14 protein-coding genes are annotated in these 17,388 nt (G+C 74.5%); 11 read left to right on the top strand and 3 right to left on the bottom strand.

What is annotated here, in order from left to right; translation table 11 throughout:
* Positions 1-41 precede the first annotated feature (41 nt).
* On the top strand, positions 42-1,637 hold the full coding sequence (locus I5071_RS19620; protein WP_236607011.1) for a S8 family serine peptidase: 1,596 nt from the start codon (positions 42-44) through the stop codon (positions 1,635-1,637).
* Here the strand turns inward: I5071_RS19620 and I5071_RS19615 are convergent.
* The gene (locus I5071_RS19615) at positions 1,544-2,932 is read right to left on the bottom strand and encodes a hypothetical protein (RefSeq protein ID WP_236607010.1); all 1,389 of its coding nucleotides are present in this window, start codon (positions 2,930-2,932) and stop codon (positions 1,544-1,546) included. The genes I5071_RS19620 and I5071_RS19615 overlap by 94 nt on opposite strands.
* Positions 2,929-5,043, bottom strand: a complete 2,115-nt coding sequence (locus I5071_RS19610; RefSeq protein ID WP_236607009.1) for an RCC1 domain-containing protein — start codon at positions 5,041-5,043, stop codon at positions 2,929-2,931. The genes I5071_RS19615 and I5071_RS19610 overlap by 4 nt, the downstream gene beginning before the upstream one ends.
* A 248-nt stretch (positions 5,044-5,291) precedes the next feature.
* On the opposite strand from I5071_RS19610, the gene I5071_RS19605 reads away from it, so the two are divergent.
* The 7 genes from I5071_RS19605 to I5071_RS19575 all read left to right on the top strand — a co-directional run bounded on the left by I5071_RS19605 (position 5,292) and on the right by I5071_RS19575 (position 13,967).
* Positions 5,292-5,732 carry a hypothetical protein gene (locus I5071_RS19605; RefSeq protein WP_236607008.1) on the top strand — a complete coding sequence of 147 codons (441 nt, stop codon included), beginning with the start codon at positions 5,292-5,294 and terminating at the stop codon, positions 5,730-5,732.
* Between the two features lie 124 nt (positions 5,733-5,856).
* The gene (locus I5071_RS19600) at positions 5,857-6,300 is read left to right on the top strand and encodes a hypothetical protein (protein ID WP_236607007.1); all 444 of its coding nucleotides are present in this window, start codon (positions 5,857-5,859) and stop codon (positions 6,298-6,300) included.
* A 116-nt stretch (positions 6,301-6,416) separates the two neighbouring features.
* A complete protein-coding gene (locus tag I5071_RS19595) occupies positions 6,417-7,031 on the top strand; it encodes an RNA polymerase sigma factor (RefSeq protein WP_236607006.1) in 615 nt (204 codons plus the stop codon).
* Positions 7,028-9,310, top strand: a complete 2,283-nt coding sequence (locus tag I5071_RS19590; RefSeq protein ID WP_236607005.1) for a hypothetical protein — start codon at positions 7,028-7,030, stop codon at positions 9,308-9,310. The genes I5071_RS19595 and I5071_RS19590 overlap by 4 nt, the downstream gene beginning before the upstream one ends.
* Before the next feature lie 23 nt (positions 9,311-9,333).
* On the top strand, positions 9,334-12,405 hold the full coding sequence (locus tag I5071_RS19585; RefSeq protein ID WP_236607004.1) for a hypothetical protein: 3,072 nt from the start codon (positions 9,334-9,336) through the stop codon (positions 12,403-12,405).
* Positions 12,406-13,135: 730 nt separating this feature from the next.
* The gene (locus I5071_RS19580; protein WP_236607003.1) at positions 13,136-13,462 is read left to right on the top strand and encodes a four helix bundle protein; all 327 of its coding nucleotides are present in this window, start codon (positions 13,136-13,138) and stop codon (positions 13,460-13,462) included.
* A gap of 202 nt (positions 13,463-13,664) precedes the next feature.
* The gene (locus I5071_RS19575) at positions 13,665-13,967 is read left to right on the top strand and encodes a hypothetical protein (protein WP_236607002.1); all 303 of its coding nucleotides are present in this window, start codon (positions 13,665-13,667) and stop codon (positions 13,965-13,967) included.
* A 12-nt stretch (positions 13,968-13,979) separates the two neighbouring features.
* Here the strand turns inward: I5071_RS19575 and I5071_RS19570 are convergent, their stop codons facing one another.
* Complete coding sequence (locus I5071_RS19570; protein WP_236607001.1) at positions 13,980-14,267, bottom strand: hypothetical protein; 288 nt, start codon at positions 14,265-14,267, stop codon at positions 13,980-13,982.
* Between the two features lie 91 nt (positions 14,268-14,358).
* Between I5071_RS19570 and I5071_RS19565 the strand changes: the two genes are divergently transcribed.
* Genes I5071_RS19565 through I5071_RS19555 form a run of 3 tightly spaced genes read left to right on the top strand, consistent with a single transcriptional unit; the run spans position 14,359 to position 17,070 of the window.
* A complete protein-coding gene (locus tag I5071_RS19565; protein ID WP_236607000.1) occupies positions 14,359-15,015 on the top strand; it encodes a hypothetical protein in 657 nt (218 codons plus the stop codon).
* Positions 15,012-16,166: a sulfatase gene (locus I5071_RS19560; RefSeq protein ID WP_236606999.1), complete on the top strand. Its 1,155-nt coding sequence runs from the start codon at positions 15,012-15,014 to the stop codon at positions 16,164-16,166. Before I5071_RS19565 ends, I5071_RS19560 begins: the two co-directional genes overlap by 4 nt.
* Before the next feature lie 16 nt (positions 16,167-16,182).
* The gene (locus I5071_RS19555; RefSeq protein WP_236606998.1) at positions 16,183-17,070 is read left to right on the top strand and encodes a YegS/Rv2252/BmrU family lipid kinase; all 888 of its coding nucleotides are present in this window, start codon (positions 16,183-16,185) and stop codon (positions 17,068-17,070) included.
* Positions 17,071-17,388 lie beyond the last annotated feature (318 nt).

The raw sequence follows: 17,388 nt of genomic DNA, 5'->3' as shown, positions 1-17,388 counted from the left end.
GAGAACGGTTCTCAAAGTCAACGTGCGCTATCCTCGTCGGGATGCGCGCCACCGTCCGACTCGCCCTCGCGCTCGCCTGCTTCGCCGGAGCGCCAGTCGCGTCCGCGCAGCTCGCGCCCGATCATCACATGGTCGAGCGCGCGCCGATCACGTGGCGCGACGGTGCGCGCGTGATGAGCGCCCATCCGCGCGACGACGGGTCGGTGTCGATCACCAGCGAGGGCCGCACGTTCGTCGCGCGCGTCGGTGCCGAGGCGATCGTCGCGGGCTCGCTCTCGTCGCTCGATGCGCTCGACGTCGAGGTGGTGCGCGTGCTCAGCGAGCGGCGCGGCGTCGCGCTCGTGCGCTCGCGCCGCGACGAGGACGGCATCGCGCTCGCTTCGCGCCTCGCGGCGCACGTCGATCACGAGCTGCGCTACGCGGTGCCCGATCTGCGCCTGCGCCGTCGTGTCGCCGCGATCGACGTCCCGCCCGACGACCCGCGCTACGGCGCGCAGTGGTACCTCGCGCGCATCGACATCGAGCGCGCGTGGCGCATCGAGACCGGCGATCCGAGCGTCACGATCACGATCGTCGACAACGGGTGCGATCTCGCGCACCCCGATCTCGCGCCGCAGCTGCTCCCCGGGCGCGACGTGCTCGACGGCGACGACGATCCCTCGTACGTGCCGCTCGCGACGGGCAACGAGCACGGCACCGCGTGCGCGGGGATCGCAGGGGCGCGCGGCGACGACGCGATCGGGATCGCCGGTGCGTGCCCCGAGTGCTCGCTGCGCTGCGTGCGCCTGCTCGCGGCGGGCGAGAGCGAGATCCCGCTCTCCGCCGACATCGAGGCGTTCCAGCTCGCGATCGATCGCGGTGATGCGGTCGTGTCGAACAGCTGGGGCTTCGTCGAGCGCGTGCCGGTGCCCGCGCCGCTCGCCGAGGCCGTCGAGGCGGTGTTCGTCGAAGGGCGCGGAGGGCGCGGCGCGCTCGTGGTGTTCGCGGCGGGCAACGACGATCGCGAGCTCGGCGACGAAGAGCTCACCGCGGTGCGCGGCGTGCTCACGATCGGTGCGCTGCGCAGCCGCGACGAGGCGACGTCGTTCACGAACCGCGGTGCGAGCGTCGATCTCAGCGCGCCGACGGGCACGGTCACGACCGACATCACCGGCACCGACGGGAACGACGAGACCGACTACACTGCGCTCTTCGGCGGCACCTCCGCCGCGGCGCCGGTGGTCTCGGGCGTCGCGGCGCTGCTCTTCGCGGCGGTCCCCGAGGCGACCGCGCAGGAGGTGCACGACGCGCTGATCGCGACCGCGCGCCGCGCGCCCTACGCGACGCCCGACGAGAACGGCCACGACCCGATCTACGGCTTCGGCGTCGTCGATCCGGGCGCCGCGCTCGAGCGCCTGCTCGCCGCGCATCCGCAGCCCGATGCCGGCGTCGGCGATGCGGGCCCCGCGCCCGCCGACGAGCCCTCGGGCTGTGCGTGCTCGAGCGCGGGTCGTGGGCCGCGCGCGGTGCCGGTCGGGCTGCTCGTGATCGTGCTCGCGCTGCTTCAGCGCGTGCGCTTGTTCCAGGGCTCGAAGCGCTCGATCTCTTCGATCTTCGGGAACGTGCCCTCGAAGCGCCAGCCGCGATCGTCGATGTAGACGCGCGCCGGCGGCTTGCTGCGCGGGAACGAGATGCGATCGACGAGCTCGGGCGCGAGCCCGTACGCGCGCAGCCACTCGCGCATCGCGTCCGCGGCGCCGGGCTCGCGGGTGCGCGTCGAGAGGATCGCGATCTCGAACGACTCGTAGAGCTTCGTGAGCCACTCGATCGCGCCGGGCACCGGCGGATCGGGGATCACGGTGCCGCCCTTCCAGCCCGAGGTGTAGCTGTGGAGCACGCCGTCGAAGTCGACGCACACCGTGTCGCGCCGCGTCTTGCGAGGCTTGCGCGCGCGCTTCGCGGGCGCGGGCTCGGGCGGCGGCGTGGGCTCGGGGAGCCACGCGGTCGGCGGCTCGACGTCGTGCGCGTGCGAGGGCTGCGCGTCGCCGTACCACGCCGCGTCGTCGGTGGGATCGTCGTAGACGTAGACCGTCTCGGTCGTCTCGTGCGTGACGTACTCCTTCTCGGGATCGCCGAGCATCGGAGAGACCGGCGCGTGGCGCACCGGCACCCGCAGCACCTCGCCGACGTCGACGCCGAGCTCGCGCGGATCGAGCAGCGGCGCAGCGCGCGTGAGCGCCTCGCGCGGGTGCTCGGCGTGCGGCACCGCGGGCAGCGCGTACGTCGCCGCCACGCCCTTCATCGAGGGATCGATCTCGCCCGCCGCCTGGCGCTCCGCCCACGCCCAGACCGACTCCCACTTCGCCGCGGGCACCGGCACCGCGAGCGGCAGGATCACCCGGAATTTCGGGTGCTCCGGGGTGTGCGACCACGTCGTGTGCACGAGGTGGAACCAGTCCTGCCAGAGTGCGATCGCGTCGGGGATGCGCACGCCCTTGTCGTAGTCGAGCACCAGACACGAGACGTGCGTCACGCCCTCGCTGCCGCGCTCCTTCCATCCCTCGCGGTACACCGCGGGCGACCACAGGCGCAGATCGCGCTTCGCCGACGCGCGCGCGTGGAAGCGCATCTCCTCGGCGCGGGCGCGCATCGCGGGCGTCGGATCGTGACCGCCGGCGCGCGCCTTCGCGCCGGCCTCGAGGATCGCGACGAGCCGCTCGCCCACCGCGGGCTCCCCCGCGAGCGCTTGCTCGAGCGCACGATCGATGCGCGCCATCTCGCGCGCGATCTTCTGGTGCAGCTGCGGCTTGAGCTCGAATCGGCGGAAGCACGCCGCGAGCTCCGACAGCGTGAGCACCTCCGAGAGCGGCTCGGTGTCGAACACCCGCTTGAACGTGCAGACCGGGAAGGTGGGAGCGCTCTCCTCCATCCCGCGCAGCGTACCCCCGATCACGGCTCGGGCAGGACCACCTCGGTGGGCTCGACGTGGTACGACGCGCGACCGTCGCCGAGCTGACCGTGGGTGCCGTCGCCCCAGCACCACACGCTGCCGTCGCGGCGCACCGCGCACACGTGGTTCGTGCCCGCCGCGAGCGACACGACGTGGGTCGTGAGCGGCGACGCGACGTCGACCGCCGTCGTCCGGTGATCGCGCCGGATCTCGCGCCCGAGCTGGCCGTAGCCGTTGTCGCCCCAGCACGCGACGCCGCCGCGGTGCAGCGCGCATCCGAAGCCGTCGCCGTTCACCACCGCGGTCGCTTGGTCGAGGTTCGGGATCGGCGTGCGCGAGCCCGGCGTCCATCGACCCTCGTAGCCGAGCTGACCGCGATCGTTCTGGCCCCAGCACACGACGCTCGCGTCGGCGCTCACGAGGCACGCGTGATCGTGGCCCGCTGCGAGCGAGCGTGCGCCCTGCAGATCGGCGAACGCGGGCTCGCCGGTCGAAGCGCCGGGCGCGTAGCGCGTCACCGCGCCGCCGTCGTCGAGCACGAACGAGAGGTTCGCGCCCTCGGCGAGCGAGCGCGCCCCGTCGAGCGACGGCATCGCGATCGGCGTGGTGGTGCCGCGCGCGCCGAGCAGGCCCGAGCGTCCCCAGCACCACGTCGTTCGGTCCGCGCGTCGCGCGCACACCGAGGCGAGCCCCGCGAGCAGCGCCTGCGCGTCCTCGATGCCCTCGACCTCGACCGGCGTCGTGTGCATCTCGTCGTGGCTCGCGCCGATCGCACGCCCCCAGCACGCGACGCGCCCCGCGCGTCGCCGCGCGCACACCGCGTTCGACGTGGCGGCGAGCTCGACCGCGTCGTCGAGATCCGAGACCGCGACCGGACGCGCGCGGTTGATGCGGGTGCCGTCGCCGTTGTTGCCCCACCACGCGCCGCCCCAGCACGCGACGTGTCCGTCGCGCCGCAGCGCACACGTGCTGTGTCGCGTCGCGACCACCGCGCTCGCGTCGTCGATGCCCTCGACCCGTCGTGGCGCCGCTGCGTGCAGCGCGGCGGTCTCGTCGCGGATCCAACTGCGCGGTCGATCGTCGCGCCAGAGCCCGCGCACGTCGCCGTGACGGTGCGGACCGACCGGTATGTGCCCCCAGCACACGATCGGTCCTCCGCGGCGTCGCACGCACGCGAAGTCGCGTCCGCCGACGAGCTCCTCCGCGTCGTCGATGCCGGGGACCGGCCCTGCATCCTCGGTCTGCGACGCGAAGCCGCGGCCGAGCTGCCCGACGAGGTTCTCGCCCCAGCAGCTCACGCGCGCGTCGCCGTGCCGCACGCACCCGAAGCGCTCGCCGACCGCGAGCTCGTGCGCGTCGTCGATTCCCGCCACCAGCGCGGGCGGCTCGGTGCCTCCCGCGTTGCAGCGCACCCGTCGCTCGGCGTCGATCACGCAGACGCGCTCCGCGCCCATCTCCACCGCGCGCGCGCCCGACTCGATCAGCGTCACCAGCTCGCTGCCCTCGGAGCGACAGCGCACCGCGCCGACCTCGTCGCGCGCGCACATCCAGCTCGAGCTGCCGGTGATCTCCACCGCGCCTTCGATGCGCGGCGGATCGCTCGCGTATCGGTCGGCGACGATCGGCGCGCCACGACGCGTCAGCGCGAGCGTCTCGAACCCGAGCGCGACGCTCGCGCTCTCGTCGGCGCCGCTCGCGAGCTCGTGCATCGCGCCCGCGAGCTCGTGGCTCCCGCCCCAGCACACGAGACGACCCCCGCGCTCCACCGCGCACGATCGGTCCTCGCCCGCGAGCACCGCGATCGCGTCGCTCACGAAGGGCACGATCGTCGGCGTCGCATCGCGCGTCGCGGGCGGTCCGAGCGCGCCGAGATGCGCATCGCCCCAGCACGTCACGCGACCGTCGCGACGGAGACCACAGACGTGCGACGCGCCCGCCGCGAGCTCGACCAGATCGCTGGGCGCGCCGGTCGGCGCAGCCGGTGCGACCTCGGGCGGAGGCGCGCTCGGAGGTGCCGCCGCGTGCTCGACGGGCGCGGGCGCCGCGGGCTCTCCGCCGCACGCGGTGATCCACACCAGCGCGCAGACCGACGACGAAAAGGTTCGAGAGCGCATCGGCCTCCGGAGAGCGCGCGAGCGTGCCGACGTGGCTCACGCGCGCGCAAGGATTGCTCGGACGAGCCCGCACGCCATCACGCGCCGGAACGCGCGCATGGACGACCGCCGGGGCCCGCCGCGCGCCCGCCGAGCACGAAGCGCGCCCGCCGTGCACCACGCTGCGCGCACCAGCGCATCCGCTTGCACGCGCCGCACGAGAACGCCGCGGAATCCACGAGGCACGCAGGGTGCGACGGGGCCGCGCCATGCGACACCTCTTCGTCTTCGCCCTCTTCGCGTCCCTCTCGTTCCACGCGCTGCCCGCGCTCGCGCAGGACGACGTCGACCTGCTCTCGGTCGAAGACCGCGACGAGCTCTCCGCGATCGAGACCCAGGCCGACGTCGCCACTGCGCTCTACATCGGCGGGCTCACCGTCCACGTCGCCGGGCTCGGCGGCGCCGTCGCGTACGGGCTCGCGTCGTTCTGCATCTCGTTCAGCGGCTCGTGCCCCGTCGTCGACGACGGATGGGTCGAGCCCGTGCTGCTCGGCGTCTCCGGGCTCGGCCTCGCGGTGTTCTTCACCGCGATCGGGCTCGACGTCGACTCCGGCGTCCGTCGCCGCGACCTGCGCGAGCGCACCGGCGTCGACGTCTCGATCGCGCCCACGCGCGACGGCGCGAGCTTCCTGCTCTCCGGTCGCTTCTGACCCGTCTCTTCCGCTCTTTGATCGCGTTTGATCGCCTTTGAGGGAGGGGCGATCCGAGGGTCCCGGTACTCCATCGCGCAACGAGGGCGGCACGTCGTCGCCCGCACGAACGAGGACCGAACCCATGGCGATGTTCTTCAGCGATCTCTACGTCGACACCCTCTCGAAGGCGCTGCTCGCGCCCGGTGAGCGCCTCGTCGCGCGCGCCAGCGGCATGGACGTGCCGTGGTGGTCGATGGGCATCCCGATGCTCTCGAGCCACTACCTCGTCCTCGTCACCAACCAGCGCGCGGTGCTGGTGCGACACAAGCGCGGATGGGTCACCGGCGACCGCATGGAAGAGGTGAAGAGCGTCGCCTGGAGCCAGGTGCAGAAGCTGAAGGTGAGCGGCCTCTTCATGAAGAAGAAGCTCACCCTCGAGGCGGGCGAGGTGCGGCTCTCGCTCGCGATGCGCGGCGGGTTCCTCGAGATCCCGGGCAACCTCGAGGCCGCGACGCAGGCGGTCGACACCTGGCAGCAGACCAAGGCCCTGCCGTCGAGCACTGCGTCGTACGCCCGCGCGTCGTGATCGAAAAATCGTGAACCCGCCCTCGCGTGTCGCGCGTTCTACCCGGGAGAGCGACGATGCGGGGGGCCTTGGCGAGCACGGACGCAGTCCCGGAGGGGGAGCAACAGGGAGCGCGCGTGGTCGCGCTCCCCGCTCCTTCGCAGAGCGAGCGCACGCTCCTCGACCGACATCGCGGCGGCGATCCCGCGGCGTTCGCCGAGCTGATCGAGACCTGGCAGGGGCCGATCCACGGCTACCTCGCGCGCTCCGGCGTCGCCGCGCCCGAGCGCGACGATCTCTTCCAAGAGGTCTTCCTCCGCGTGCACCGCGCGCTGCGCGGCACCGAGAGCACCGACGACGGGCTCCCACGCGGCCCGCTCGGCCCGTGGATCTTCGCGATCGCCGTCAACGCCGTGCGCAGCCACTTCCGCAAGGTGAAGGTGCGCGCCGTGGTCTCGCTGCGCGACGACGCGGGCGACGCGACCGCCGATCACGCGCCGAGCCCCGAGGGCGCGCTGGTGATGCGCGAGACGACCGAGTGGGTCGAGGCGCAGATCGCGCGGCTCCCCCTCGAGCAGCGCGAGGCGCTCCTCCTGTGCACCGTGCACGGGCTCGAGCTGCGCGACGCGGCCGAGGCGCTCGGCGTCCCCGCCGACACCGTGAAGACGCGGGTGCGACGCGCGCGGCTCGCGCTCGCCGAAGCGCGCGCGCGTCGAGCGCTGCGCGAAGAGAGAGAGGAGGGCGCACGATGAGCCTCTCGTGCGACGACGTGCGCGATCGTATCGCCGACGGCGAGCCGTTCGCCGAGGGCGAGCTCGCGGCCCATCTCGCCACCTGCGATGCGTGCCGCGCGATCGCGGCTTCGCTGGTCGAGATCGACACCGCGCTCGCGGCGATGCCCGAGCGGAGCGCGCCGCCCGCGCTGGTGCGCGCGACGATCGAGCGCGCGAACGCGGCCAGCGCGCCGGTGCCCGCGGGACGGCTCGCCCTCGCGGCGCTCGTCGCGGCGGTGATCGCGCTGGTGCAGGCGCCCTTCGCGCTGCTGCGCTGGCTCGCGACCCCGAAGCGCGCGGGGCTCGCGCTCGGCGCGACCGCGCTCGGCGCGGCGACCGTCGCGCTGGTGACGGTGCGCAGCGCGCGCGTCGACGTCGTGACCCACGCCGACGCGACGGTCGCCGTGGTCCCCGAGATCGTCGACGGCGTCGTGATCGACGGCGATCTCGGCGGTGAAGACGAAGCACGCCGCGACGAGGACGGCGAGTCCGGCTACTTCGCGTGGAACGAGCACGACATCGACGGGCGCTTCGCGACGGGGCTCGAGGAGTCGCGCGGTCCGAGCGGCAGCGAGGCCGTCATCGACGCCGAGACCTGCGCCCAGCTCCGCTCCCTCGGGTACTTCGACGGGACGTGCGACGACCAGACCGAGACCGGCGAGTCGCCGCCCCGATCGACGGTCACCGCGGGCGCCTCCGAGGTCGATGCGCTGCTCTCGAGCGCCCTCGGGCAGCAGCGCGCCCAGACGATCGCGGGCTACGACGGATGGCTCGCCTCGCTCGATCACGTCGACGTCCCGACCCAGCCCCGCACCGGCTGGTGGGAGAACACGTACGTGCCCGGCGATCCCGCGCTGCGCGTGCTCCATGCGCGCCTCGCGTCGCGCCCCGACGCCCTCGCCCTCGCCGAGCTCGCGTCGCCCACCACGCCTGCGCTCGCCGCGCCGCGCGACGCCGCGCTCGCCCTCGGGGTCCGCGCCGACGTGCGCGCCACCGAGGACGCGCGCCGGGTCCGGGTCGAGCTCGCGCTGCGCGGCATCGAGCGCCCCGCGGGACGCCGCGATCCGATGCACGTCGCGGTCGTGATCGACGCGCGCCACGGGCTCGACGACGCCGCGCAGCGTCGCGCCCGGGCCGTGCTCGCCGCGCTCGGTAGGGCGCGTGGCGCGCGTGATCGCATCGCGCTCCACGCCGCAGGCGTGGGCGGCGGCGAGCTCGTCCCGCTCGGCGCGCTGCGCCACGGCGAGGTCGAGGTCGCGCTCCGCGATCTCGCGGTCATCGCCGCCGACGAGCCCGACGTCTCGCTCGCCGACGCGCTCGCCGCCGCGATGCGCGCGGCGGGCGGCGGGGAGGGCGCGGGCCTCGTCCTCTTGCTCACCCCCGACGGCACCTTCGACGCCGGCAGCGAGTCGGCGGTGCACGCCGGGGCCCTCGCGGGCGTGCCCACCACCGCGCTCGCGCTCGACGCCGCGGCGCCCCTCGCCGCGCTCGATCGCATCGCGCTCACCGGCCAAGGCCGCCGCCGCGCGCTGGTCGACGACGCCGACGCCGAGCGTGCGGTGCGCGACGAGCTCGAGATCGCCTCGCGCGTCGTCGCTCGCGCGGTGCGCGTCGAGCTGCGCCTCGCCGAGGGCGTGCAGCTCGTCGACGTCGTCGGCTCGCGACCCCTCGACGACGAGCGCACCGCCCGCGCCCGCGAGGCCGAGCGCACCGTCGATCGCGAGCTCGCGTCGAGCCTCGGCATCACCGCGGATCGCGACGACGCGGGCGAGGGCGTCGTGATCTACGTCCCCGCGTTCCACGCCGGCGCGTCGCACGCGGTGCTCCTCGATCTCCTCGTCTCGGGCCCGGGCCCGGTGCTCGAGGCCGACGTGCGGTTCAAGGATCTCGTGCGCCTCCGCAACGGCCGCGCGACCGGCGCGCTCTCGATCGCCCGCGGTCGCCCCGAGCGTGGCCCCGCCGAGCTCCGCGTCCTCGCGCGCCTGGTCTCGACCGAGATCGCGACCGCGCTCGACGAGGCCGCCGATCACCTCGAGCGCGGCGATCACGCCGCCGCCCGCGACCGCGCGTCGCAGGCCCGCGCTCGCCTCGACGGCGCCATCGCCGCGCACCCCGAGCTGGCGCGCGACACCACGCTGATCGCCGAGCGCGCGCTGCTCGACCGCGTCGACGCCGCGCTCGTGTCGCCCTCCGCCGTCCTCGTCGCGTCGCTCCGCTACGCGTCGCGCCGCCACGTCGTCGTCCCCGACGCGTTCTAGCTCCGTCCATCACGAGGTCACTCATGTCGCTGGCCCGCTTCGTCGCGGCCGCCGCGCTGTCGGCGTCCGTCCTCTCGTCGTCGCTCTCGCACGCGCAGGAAGGCACGGTGCGGGTGCCGCTCGCGACCTGGCAGCAGCTCGCGTCTCCGCCCTCCGCGCCCCGCGCCTCGATCGGCGCGACCAGCGTCGCGATCGGCATCGACGGCGAGCTCGTCGCGACGGTGCGCGCCACCCTCGCGATCCGCGCCCGCGTCGACGGTGCCGAGGCGCTCGTGCTCCCGCCCGGCGTCGTGGTGCACCAGGCCAGCGCGGACGGCACGCCGATCGATCTCGTGCCCACCCGCGAGGGCCTGGTGTGGATCGTCGAGACCGCGGGCTCGCGCTCGCTCGAGCTCGTCTACGACGTGACCGGCGCTCGCGACGAGCACGGCGCGTCGATCGGCATCCCGCTCCCGCTCGCGCCCTCGGTGCGGGTGCGCGCCGAGCTCCCTCCCGACGCGGCCTCGGCCAGCGTCGTCCCCGCGGTCAGCTCGTACTTCCTGGACGGCGTGCTCGAGGCGACCACCAGCGGCACCGGCGCGCTGCTCGCGTGGCGCACCCTCGATGGCACCGGCGCCGCCCCCGCGCCCAGCCGCGCGCTGTACCGCGGCGAGCTGATCGACGGCGCGGTGCGCTTCGAGGCCGAGCTCGACGTCGAGCTCGCGCGCGACGAGGCGGTGCTGGTGCCGCTCTTCCCCCGCGACGTCGCGCTCGCGGTGCTCGAGGTCGATCGCGCCGCCTCGCCGATCCGCACCACCGACGACGGCCGCCTCGCCGCCCTGGTGCGCGGCCGCGGGCGCCACGTGCTGCACGCCACGTTCGAGGTGCCGATCACCTCGGAGCGCGGCCTGCCCGGGGCGCGGGTGCCGATCCCCGAGGTGCCGGTGTCGCGCTTCGAGCTCGCGATCCCGGGCGACAAGGACGTGCGGGTCGAGCCCGCGGTCGCGGTGCATCGCGCCCGCCGCGGCGCGAGCACGCTCGTCAGCTTCCACGTGCCGATGAGCGCCGAGGTGCAGCTCGCGTGGCCCGAGGCGCTGCCCGAGAGCGCGACCGGCGAGCCCGAGCTGCGCGCCGCCGCGACCCTCGTGCACGTCGTGCGCGCCGAGGAGGGCCTGCTCCGCGCGACCGCGCACGTCGAGTACCAGCTCGCGCGCGGCAGCGCGTCGCGCCTCGAGCTGCGCGTGCCCCACGGCGTCGAGGTCGACGCGGTGCGCGCCGACGCCGCCGAGGTCGCCGACTTCCGGGTCACCGGAGAGCGCGAGCGCGTGCTCACCGTGTTCCTCGATCGCGCGGTGCAGGACGTGGTCTCGCTCGAGATCGACTACGAGGTGCTGCTCGGGCGCGCCGGGCCCTTCGAGGTGCCGCTGCTCGAGGCGCGCGGGGTGCGTCGCCAGCGCGGCCTCGCGGCGCTGCTCGCGACCCGCGACCTCGTGCTCGAGCCCGCCTCGGAAGAGGGCCTGGTGCGGGTCGGCGAGAACCAGCTGCCCGCCGCGATCCGCGCCCGCATCGACGCGACGATCGCCCACGTCTTCCGGTGGTCCGACGCCCCGCCCGCGCTGCGCGCGAGCACCGCGACGCGTCCCCGCGAGGCCGCGCGCTTCGACGCTCGCCTCGACGCGCTGGTGTCGCTCGGCGACGCCTCGACCACCGCGTGGGCCGCGATCGACGTGCGCGTGAAGTCGGGCAGCCTCTCCGAGCTCGTGATCGCGCTGCCCGAGGGCGCGAGCCTGCTCGACGTCGTCGCGCCCTCGCTGCGCGAGCACCGCCTCGAGGGCTCGCGGGTGCGGCTCTCGTTCACCCAGGAGATGGAGGGCGACGTGCACGTCGAGCTGCGCTGGGAGCGCATCGTCGCCGCGGGCGAGAGCGAGCTCGACGCGCCGATGGCGCACGTCGAGGGCGCCGACGTCGAGCAGGGCCGCGTCGCGATCGAGGCCACCGCGGCGGTCGAGGTCGAGCCCGCGCGCACCGAGGGGCTCTCGCCGGTCGAGGTCTCGGAGCTGCCCGAGGAGCTGGTGGTGCGCAGCGAGAGCCCGGTGCTGCTCGCGTACCGCTGGGCCCACGCCTCGCCGGCGCCGCGCCTCGCGCTGCGGGTCGCGCGACACCGCCGCGCCGAGCTGCGCGAGGCCGCGATCGACGACGCGACCTATCGCACCCTGGTCACCAGCGACGGCCTCGCGGTGACGGTCGCGACGTGGATGGTGCGCAACGAGCGCGAGCAGTTCCTGCGCGTCGCGCTGCCCGCGGGCTCCGAGCTGTGGTCGGCGCAGGTCGGCGGTCGCGCGGAGACGCCGGCGATCGCGGGCGACGTGCTGATGATCGGCGTGGTGCGCGCCGAGGGCGCGTTCCCGGTGGAGATCGTCTACGCGACGCCGATCGCGCGGCTCGGCGCGCTGGGGCGTCTCGCGCTGCCGCTGGCGCGTCCCGAGGCGATCGCGGCGCGCACGCGATGGGAGGTGCTGCTGCCCGAGGGCGTGCGGTGGAGCGCGCCTTCGAGCGAGCTCGCGCTGCGCGAGCGCGGCCCGGCGATCGGCGAGGCGCCCTTCGTGCACGGGATCACGATGCGGGGCGGCGAGCGCGTGGTGCTGGAGGGGCTGTTCGCCGGGCGCGAGGGGCGCGCGCCGAGCGTGTCGATCGCGTACGCGTCGGGCGCGGGGGTGTGGGTCGGGTGGCTGATGGGGATCGTGGGCGCGCTCTTGGTGTGGGTCGGGCTGCTCGGGCTCGTGATGGCGCGCACCGGGGTGATCGTGGTGCCGGAAGAGGGTGCGGCGGGCACGGTGGAGCTCGCGACGTACCGCGTGGCGGCGAGCGCGCAGCGCGCGACGACCACGAGGCGCGGCATCGCGATGCTGGCGGCGAGCGCGATCGTCGGCGCGGCGCTGCTGGTGCTCGCGCTGGGGTGGCTCGAGAGCAGCGCGTGGGGGCCGGTGGGGATGTCGGCGATGCTCGCGATCGGGCTGGTGATCGCGGGGAGGAGGAGGATCGCGGCGTGGCTCGCGAGCGTGCGAGCGAAGGTGGCGCCGGCGGGGGCGCCGCCCGAGGGGCCGCCGGCCTCGTGAGCGTGTCGCGTGAGCGTGTCGCGTGAGCGTGAGCGTGAGCGTGTCGCGTGAGCGTGAGCGTGAGCGTGAGCGTGAGCGTGAGCGTGAGCGTGTCGCGTGAGCGTGAGCGTGAGCGTGAGCGTGAGCGTGTCGCGTGAGCGTGAGCGTGAGCGTGTCGCGTGAGCGTGAGCGTGAGCGTGAGCGTGAGCGTGAGCGTGTCGCGTGAGCGTGGGCGTGAGCGTGAGCGTGAGCGTGGGCGTGGGCGTGGGCGTGGGCGTGAGCGTGTCGCGTGAGCGTGAGCGTGTCGCGTGGGCGCGAGCGTGAGCGTGGGCGCGAGCGTGTCGCGTGTTGCGTGTTGCGTGTCGCGTGGGCGTGAGCGTGTCGCGTGAGCGTGTCGCGTGAGCGTGAGCGTGGGCGTGAGCGTGTCGCGTGAGCGTGAGCGTGAGCGTGAGCGTGAGCGTGAGCGTGAGCGTGGTTCTCGGCCGAGAGGGATCTGCCGTCTCTGACGCGCGCGGAGGAGAGCCGCTCGGGATCCTCATCGTGCCGCGGTGCTCGGACGCGTCGAGGACGGTCGCTTCGCGACCGCCGTGCTCGCAGTGCTCGCCATGCTCGCTGCGCTGCGCGTGGCTGCGCGCTGCTCCGCGCGGCGCTGCGCTGCGGGCGAGCTGCGCTCGTCCTCGCTCCGCGTCCCCGACCCGTCCTGCGCGCCGTGGCGGGGGTGGGGCGCCCGAGAGAGGGCGAGGAGGTCACGATGCTGAAGGTCTACACGGTCGCACGCCAAGCACTCCGACGAATCGGCGCGATTGCCACTCTGATCGAGAAGCACGACGGAGATCTCGCGCGACAGATGCGACGCGCGGGAACGTCGGTGTTGCTCAATCTCCGCGAAGGATCGCAATCACAAGGTCGGAATCGAAACGCCCGCTACTGGAATGCCGCGGGCAGCGCGAACGAGGTGCTCGGATGCCTCGATTGCGCAGAAGACCTCGGATACGTGCGCGACGTGGATCCGAGCCTGCGCGCGGAGCTGAATCACGTGGTCGGCGTGACCGTGCGCGTGGCGCGCGGAGTGCGTTGAGACAGGCGCGGCGGGCGTCGGACGCGGCGCCCGTCGCGCACGATCGCGTGCGCAGCCGCGCGGCCGGCGCGCGAAGGCGTCGGCGTGAGCGTGTCGGGTGAGCGTGAGCGTGAGCGTGAGCGTGTCGGGTGAGCGTGAGCGTGAGCGTGAGCGTGAGCGTGTCGGGTGAGCGTGAGCGTGAGCGTGAGCGTGTCGGGTGCGCGTGAGCGTGTCGGGTGAGCGTGAGACGCGGCGACCGGGGCGCGGCACGATCCGGTACCCCTTCGACGACGCGGCGACGGGGCACGGCACGATCCCGCACCCCTTCGACGACGCGGCGACGGGGCACGGCACGATCCCGTGCCCCATCGGCGACGCGGCGACGGGGCACGGCACGATCCCGCACCGCATCGGCGACGCGGCGACGGGGCACGGCACGATCCCGCACCCCATCGACGACGCGCTGTGCGGGCGCGACGACGGTCAGCGCTGCGTCAGCGTCCGCTCGAGCTTCCGGAGCACCTGATCCCCGCTCGCATCACGGAAGGCTGGTCCAGGGCGAGAACGGCGCGCCGCCTGATCCGAGCGCCTCTCTCCGCGCGCGCCCGAGCTCCCAGCCGAGAAGCCCGCTCCCGCTCCCGCCCCGCTCGCGCTCACGCCCACGCGAACGCTCACCGCCCACGCCCACGCTCACGCTCCCGCTCCCGCTCCCGTTCACGCTCACGCCCACGCTCACGCTCCCGTTCACGCTCACGCCCACGCTCACGCTCACGCCCACGCCCACGCTCACGCCCACGCCCACGCTCACGCCCACGCTCACGCTCACGCGAACACGAACACGAACGCTGCCCGCTTCGTTGCGCGTCCCCGTGCGTCCGTGCTCCCCTCGCCGCCACACACACACGGGAGGCACGGACATGGCGACACTGCAGAGCGGGACCTCGCCGGGGCAGCGAGTGAAGGCGGGCGACTTGGTGCTCGACCGCGCGAAGGGCGCGCCGATCACGCCGATCAAGAAGCGGGTCGACGGCTTCGCGAAGGTGCATCGCGAGCTGGTCAAGGCGCAAGCGGCCGCGCAGAAGGCGGTGGCGGCGCACGTCGCGCAGGAGCGCAAGATCGGCGAGGCCGACGACGCGCAGGACGCGTCGGTCGGGGAGCTCGCGGGCGCGCTCGTCGGCGCCGGCGCGCCGCGGCTGAAGCCGTTCCAGGGGTACTCGGAGCACTCGCCCAGCGACCTCGCGGGCATGCCGCAGCAGAAGCAGGCGCGCGAGCTCGTCAAGATCGCGAGCAAGTGCGCGAAGCACCCGGACGCGCGGGTGAAGAAGGCAGCGAGCGCGGCGCGCGCCGCGGCGGAGAAGCTGCTCGCGGCGGAGAAGCCGCTGGCGGCGCTCGCGCGAGAGAGGTCGGCGGCGATCGCGGCGCGAGACGCGATCGGGCCGCGCTGGGAGAAGGCGTTCAGCGCGCTGAAGCGCGCGGCGAAGTCCGCCGAGGACGACGGTGCGACCGGGCTCTTCGCGGCGCTCTTCGAGGTCGAGGGACCCGCGCGCAAGAAGACGACGAAGAAGGGCGAATGAGCGCGGGCCGGCTCGCGCTCGTCGCCGTCGTCGTGCTCGTCACGGGGTGTGGCGGCGGTGAGCGCGAGCCGGAGCGCGCGATGGCGCCACGGCGCGCCGCGACGCGCGCCGAGAACGTCGTCTGGATCGTCGTCGACTCGCTGCGCGCCGACGCGATCCTCGACCCGAGCGCGACCCCCACCTTCGCGCGGCTCGCCGAGCGCGGCACGGCGTTCGAGGCGCGCAGCGCCGCGACGTGGTGCAAGCCCGCGGTCGCGTCGCTGCTGACGTCGCTCGACCCCGAGCGACATGGCGCGACCACCGATGTCGCGGTGCTCTCGTCCGCGGTGTGGACGCTGCCCGAGGTGCTCCGGTGCGAGGGCTTCGAGACGGCGAGCTTCTTCTCGAACGGCTGGCTGTCCGAGCGCTTCGGCTTCGCGCAGGGCTGGGATCACCACGTGAACTACGTGCGCGCCGGCGGGCCAGCGCCCGCGGAAGACGTCCTCGACGACGCGCTCGCGTGGATGGCGGCACGGACGACGCGGCGCTTCTTCGTCTACGCGCAGCTCATCGATCCGCACCTCGCGGTCGGCGAGCTCGCGTCGTCGATCCACCAGCGCGGCGCGCCCCCGACCGACGCCGAGAGCGCGACACTGCGCGCGCGGTACGCGGAGGCGGTGCGCGCGGTGGACGCGGCGCTCGCGCGCTTCTTCGAGCAGCTCGACGGGCTCGGGCTCGGCGCGTCGACGCTGGTGGTGATCACCTCCGACCACGGCGAGCTGCTCGGCGAGCGAGGGCTCGTGGGACGCGGCGCGCCGGAGCGGGACGCCCACGACGAGCTGCTGGAGGTCCCGCTGCTCTTCGTCGGTCCGGCGCGTCCGCCGGCGAGCGACGAGGTGGTGAGCACGCGCGACGTCGCACCGACGGTGCTCGAGGCGCTCGGCGTCGCGATCCCCGAGCGCTTCGAGGGCCGCAGCTTCGGGCCGCAGCGGCTGCGGGCGCCGCAGTCCGAGCCGGTGCGTTATCACTCGCCCGGCTCGGTGATGACGCGCGAGCTCTGCCTCCAGCTGACCGCGCTCTACTACGGCGTGCGTTGCGACGAGTACCCGAGCGCCGACGAGGTGCTCCGCGAGTCCTCGGATCCGCTGCCGCATGCGCCGTGCCTGCCGTGACTATGTGCCCGGATCGATGCAACGCGGGCTCCTCGTCTGGAACGCACGCGCCGGCGCGCAGGATGACGCGCGCTGCGAGCAGATCGTGTCGCTGCTCGGGCGCTCGCTCGACCTCGAGATCCACGAGCTCGAGGAGGGCGCGTCGGCGACGCCCGCGGTGCGCGAGGCGATCGCGCGCGGCGTCGAGGTGATCGTCGCGGCGGGTGGGGACGGCACGGTCTCGACCTGCGCGAGCGCGGTTCTGGGCACCCGCGCCGAGCTCGCGATCGTGCCCTGCGGGACGAGCAACTCGTTCGCGCGCGCGCTCGGGCTGCCCACCGACGTCGAGGGCGCGTGCGAGGTGATCGCGAGCGGTGGGCCGCGGTGGATCGACGCGGCGCGCGTCGGCGGGCACGCGATGGTGCTGCTCGCGTCGATCGGGTTCCACGCCGACACGATCGAGAGCACGACGAGCGAGTCGAAGAGCACGCTCGGCAAGCTCGCGTACGTGATGCGCGGCCTGGCGCACCTCGGCGAGTTCGAGAGCTTCGACGCGCGCATCGAGACCGAGCACGGCAGCACCGACCTGCGCGCGATGGCGCTCACGATCGCGAACCTCGCGCCGCCCGAGACGCTCTTCGCGCACGGCGCGCCCGAGCTGGTGCCCGACGACGGCTGGCTCGACCTGACGCTGGTGAGCGCAGAGACGCCGCTCGGCGCGCTGGCAGCAGGGATGGAGCTCGTCGCGTCGACGCTGGTCGGCGCGGAGGCGACGGGGCCGCACGTCGGCTGGGCGCGGTGCAAGAAGGCGCGGATCATCGCGGAGCCGCCGCAGCACGTGCTGGTCGACGGCGACGTGATCGGGACGACGCCGGTGGAGATCGAGATCGTGCCGCGAGGGTTGGCGATAAGGGCGCCGCGCTGACGCGCGGCGGCGAGGGCGGGGGCGAGGGCGAGGGCGAGGGCGAGGGCGAGGGCGAGGGCGAGGGCGAGGGCGAGGGCGCGGGCGATGGCGGGTGCGAGTCGGAGACCCGACTCTGACGTGCGAGCGGCTCTCGAGATGGGCGATGCGCGCAGCGCGAGCCCGGCCCGCGAGACGTACGAGCCCGCAGAGCGGGCTCGTGCGTCTCGCTCTTTCCCCACCAAAGAAAGAGGCGCGCTCTTCCTCCCCGCGCGGCCGAAGCCTCACCAGCCGGGGCGCGGTGCGGGGGTCCGCGCGCAGATTCCGCAGAGGCCCACCAGC

The sequence above is a fragment of the Sandaracinus amylolyticus genome, from assembly GCF_021631985.1.
Taxonomy (GTDB): domain Bacteria; phylum Myxococcota_A; class Polyangia; order Polyangiales; family Sandaracinaceae; genus Sandaracinus; species Sandaracinus amylolyticus_A.
Note: the sequence above shows the minus strand (reverse complement) of the source record. Positions and strands in the feature narration are given on the sequence as shown.

Coding starts and splice junctions, on each gene's coding strand:
- I5071_RS19620 (WP_236607011.1), top strand. CDS start 42: ATGCGCGCCACCGTCCGACTCGCCCTCGCGCTCGCCTGCTTCGCCGGA.
- I5071_RS19610 (WP_236607009.1), bottom strand. CDS start 5,043: ATGCGCTCTCGAACCTTTTCGTCGTCGGTCTGCGCGCTGGTGTGGATC.
- I5071_RS19605 (WP_236607008.1), top strand. CDS start 5,292: ATGCGACACCTCTTCGTCTTCGCCCTCTTCGCGTCCCTCTCGTTCCAC.
- I5071_RS19600 (WP_236607007.1), top strand. CDS start 5,857: ATGGCGATGTTCTTCAGCGATCTCTACGTCGACACCCTCTCGAAGGCG.
- I5071_RS19590 (WP_236607005.1), top strand. CDS start 7,028: ATGAGCCTCTCGTGCGACGACGTGCGCGATCGTATCGCCGACGGCGAG.
- I5071_RS19585 (WP_236607004.1), top strand. CDS start 9,334: ATGTCGCTGGCCCGCTTCGTCGCGGCCGCCGCGCTGTCGGCGTCCGTC.
- I5071_RS19580 (WP_236607003.1), top strand. CDS start 13,136: ATGCTGAAGGTCTACACGGTCGCACGCCAAGCACTCCGACGAATCGGC.
- I5071_RS19565 (WP_236607000.1), top strand. CDS start 14,359: ATGGCGACACTGCAGAGCGGGACCTCGCCGGGGCAGCGAGTGAAGGCG.
- I5071_RS19560 (WP_236606999.1), top strand. CDS start 15,012: ATGAGCGCGGGCCGGCTCGCGCTCGTCGCCGTCGTCGTGCTCGTCACG.
- I5071_RS19555 (WP_236606998.1), top strand. CDS start 16,183: ATGCAACGCGGGCTCCTCGTCTGGAACGCACGCGCCGGCGCGCAGGAT.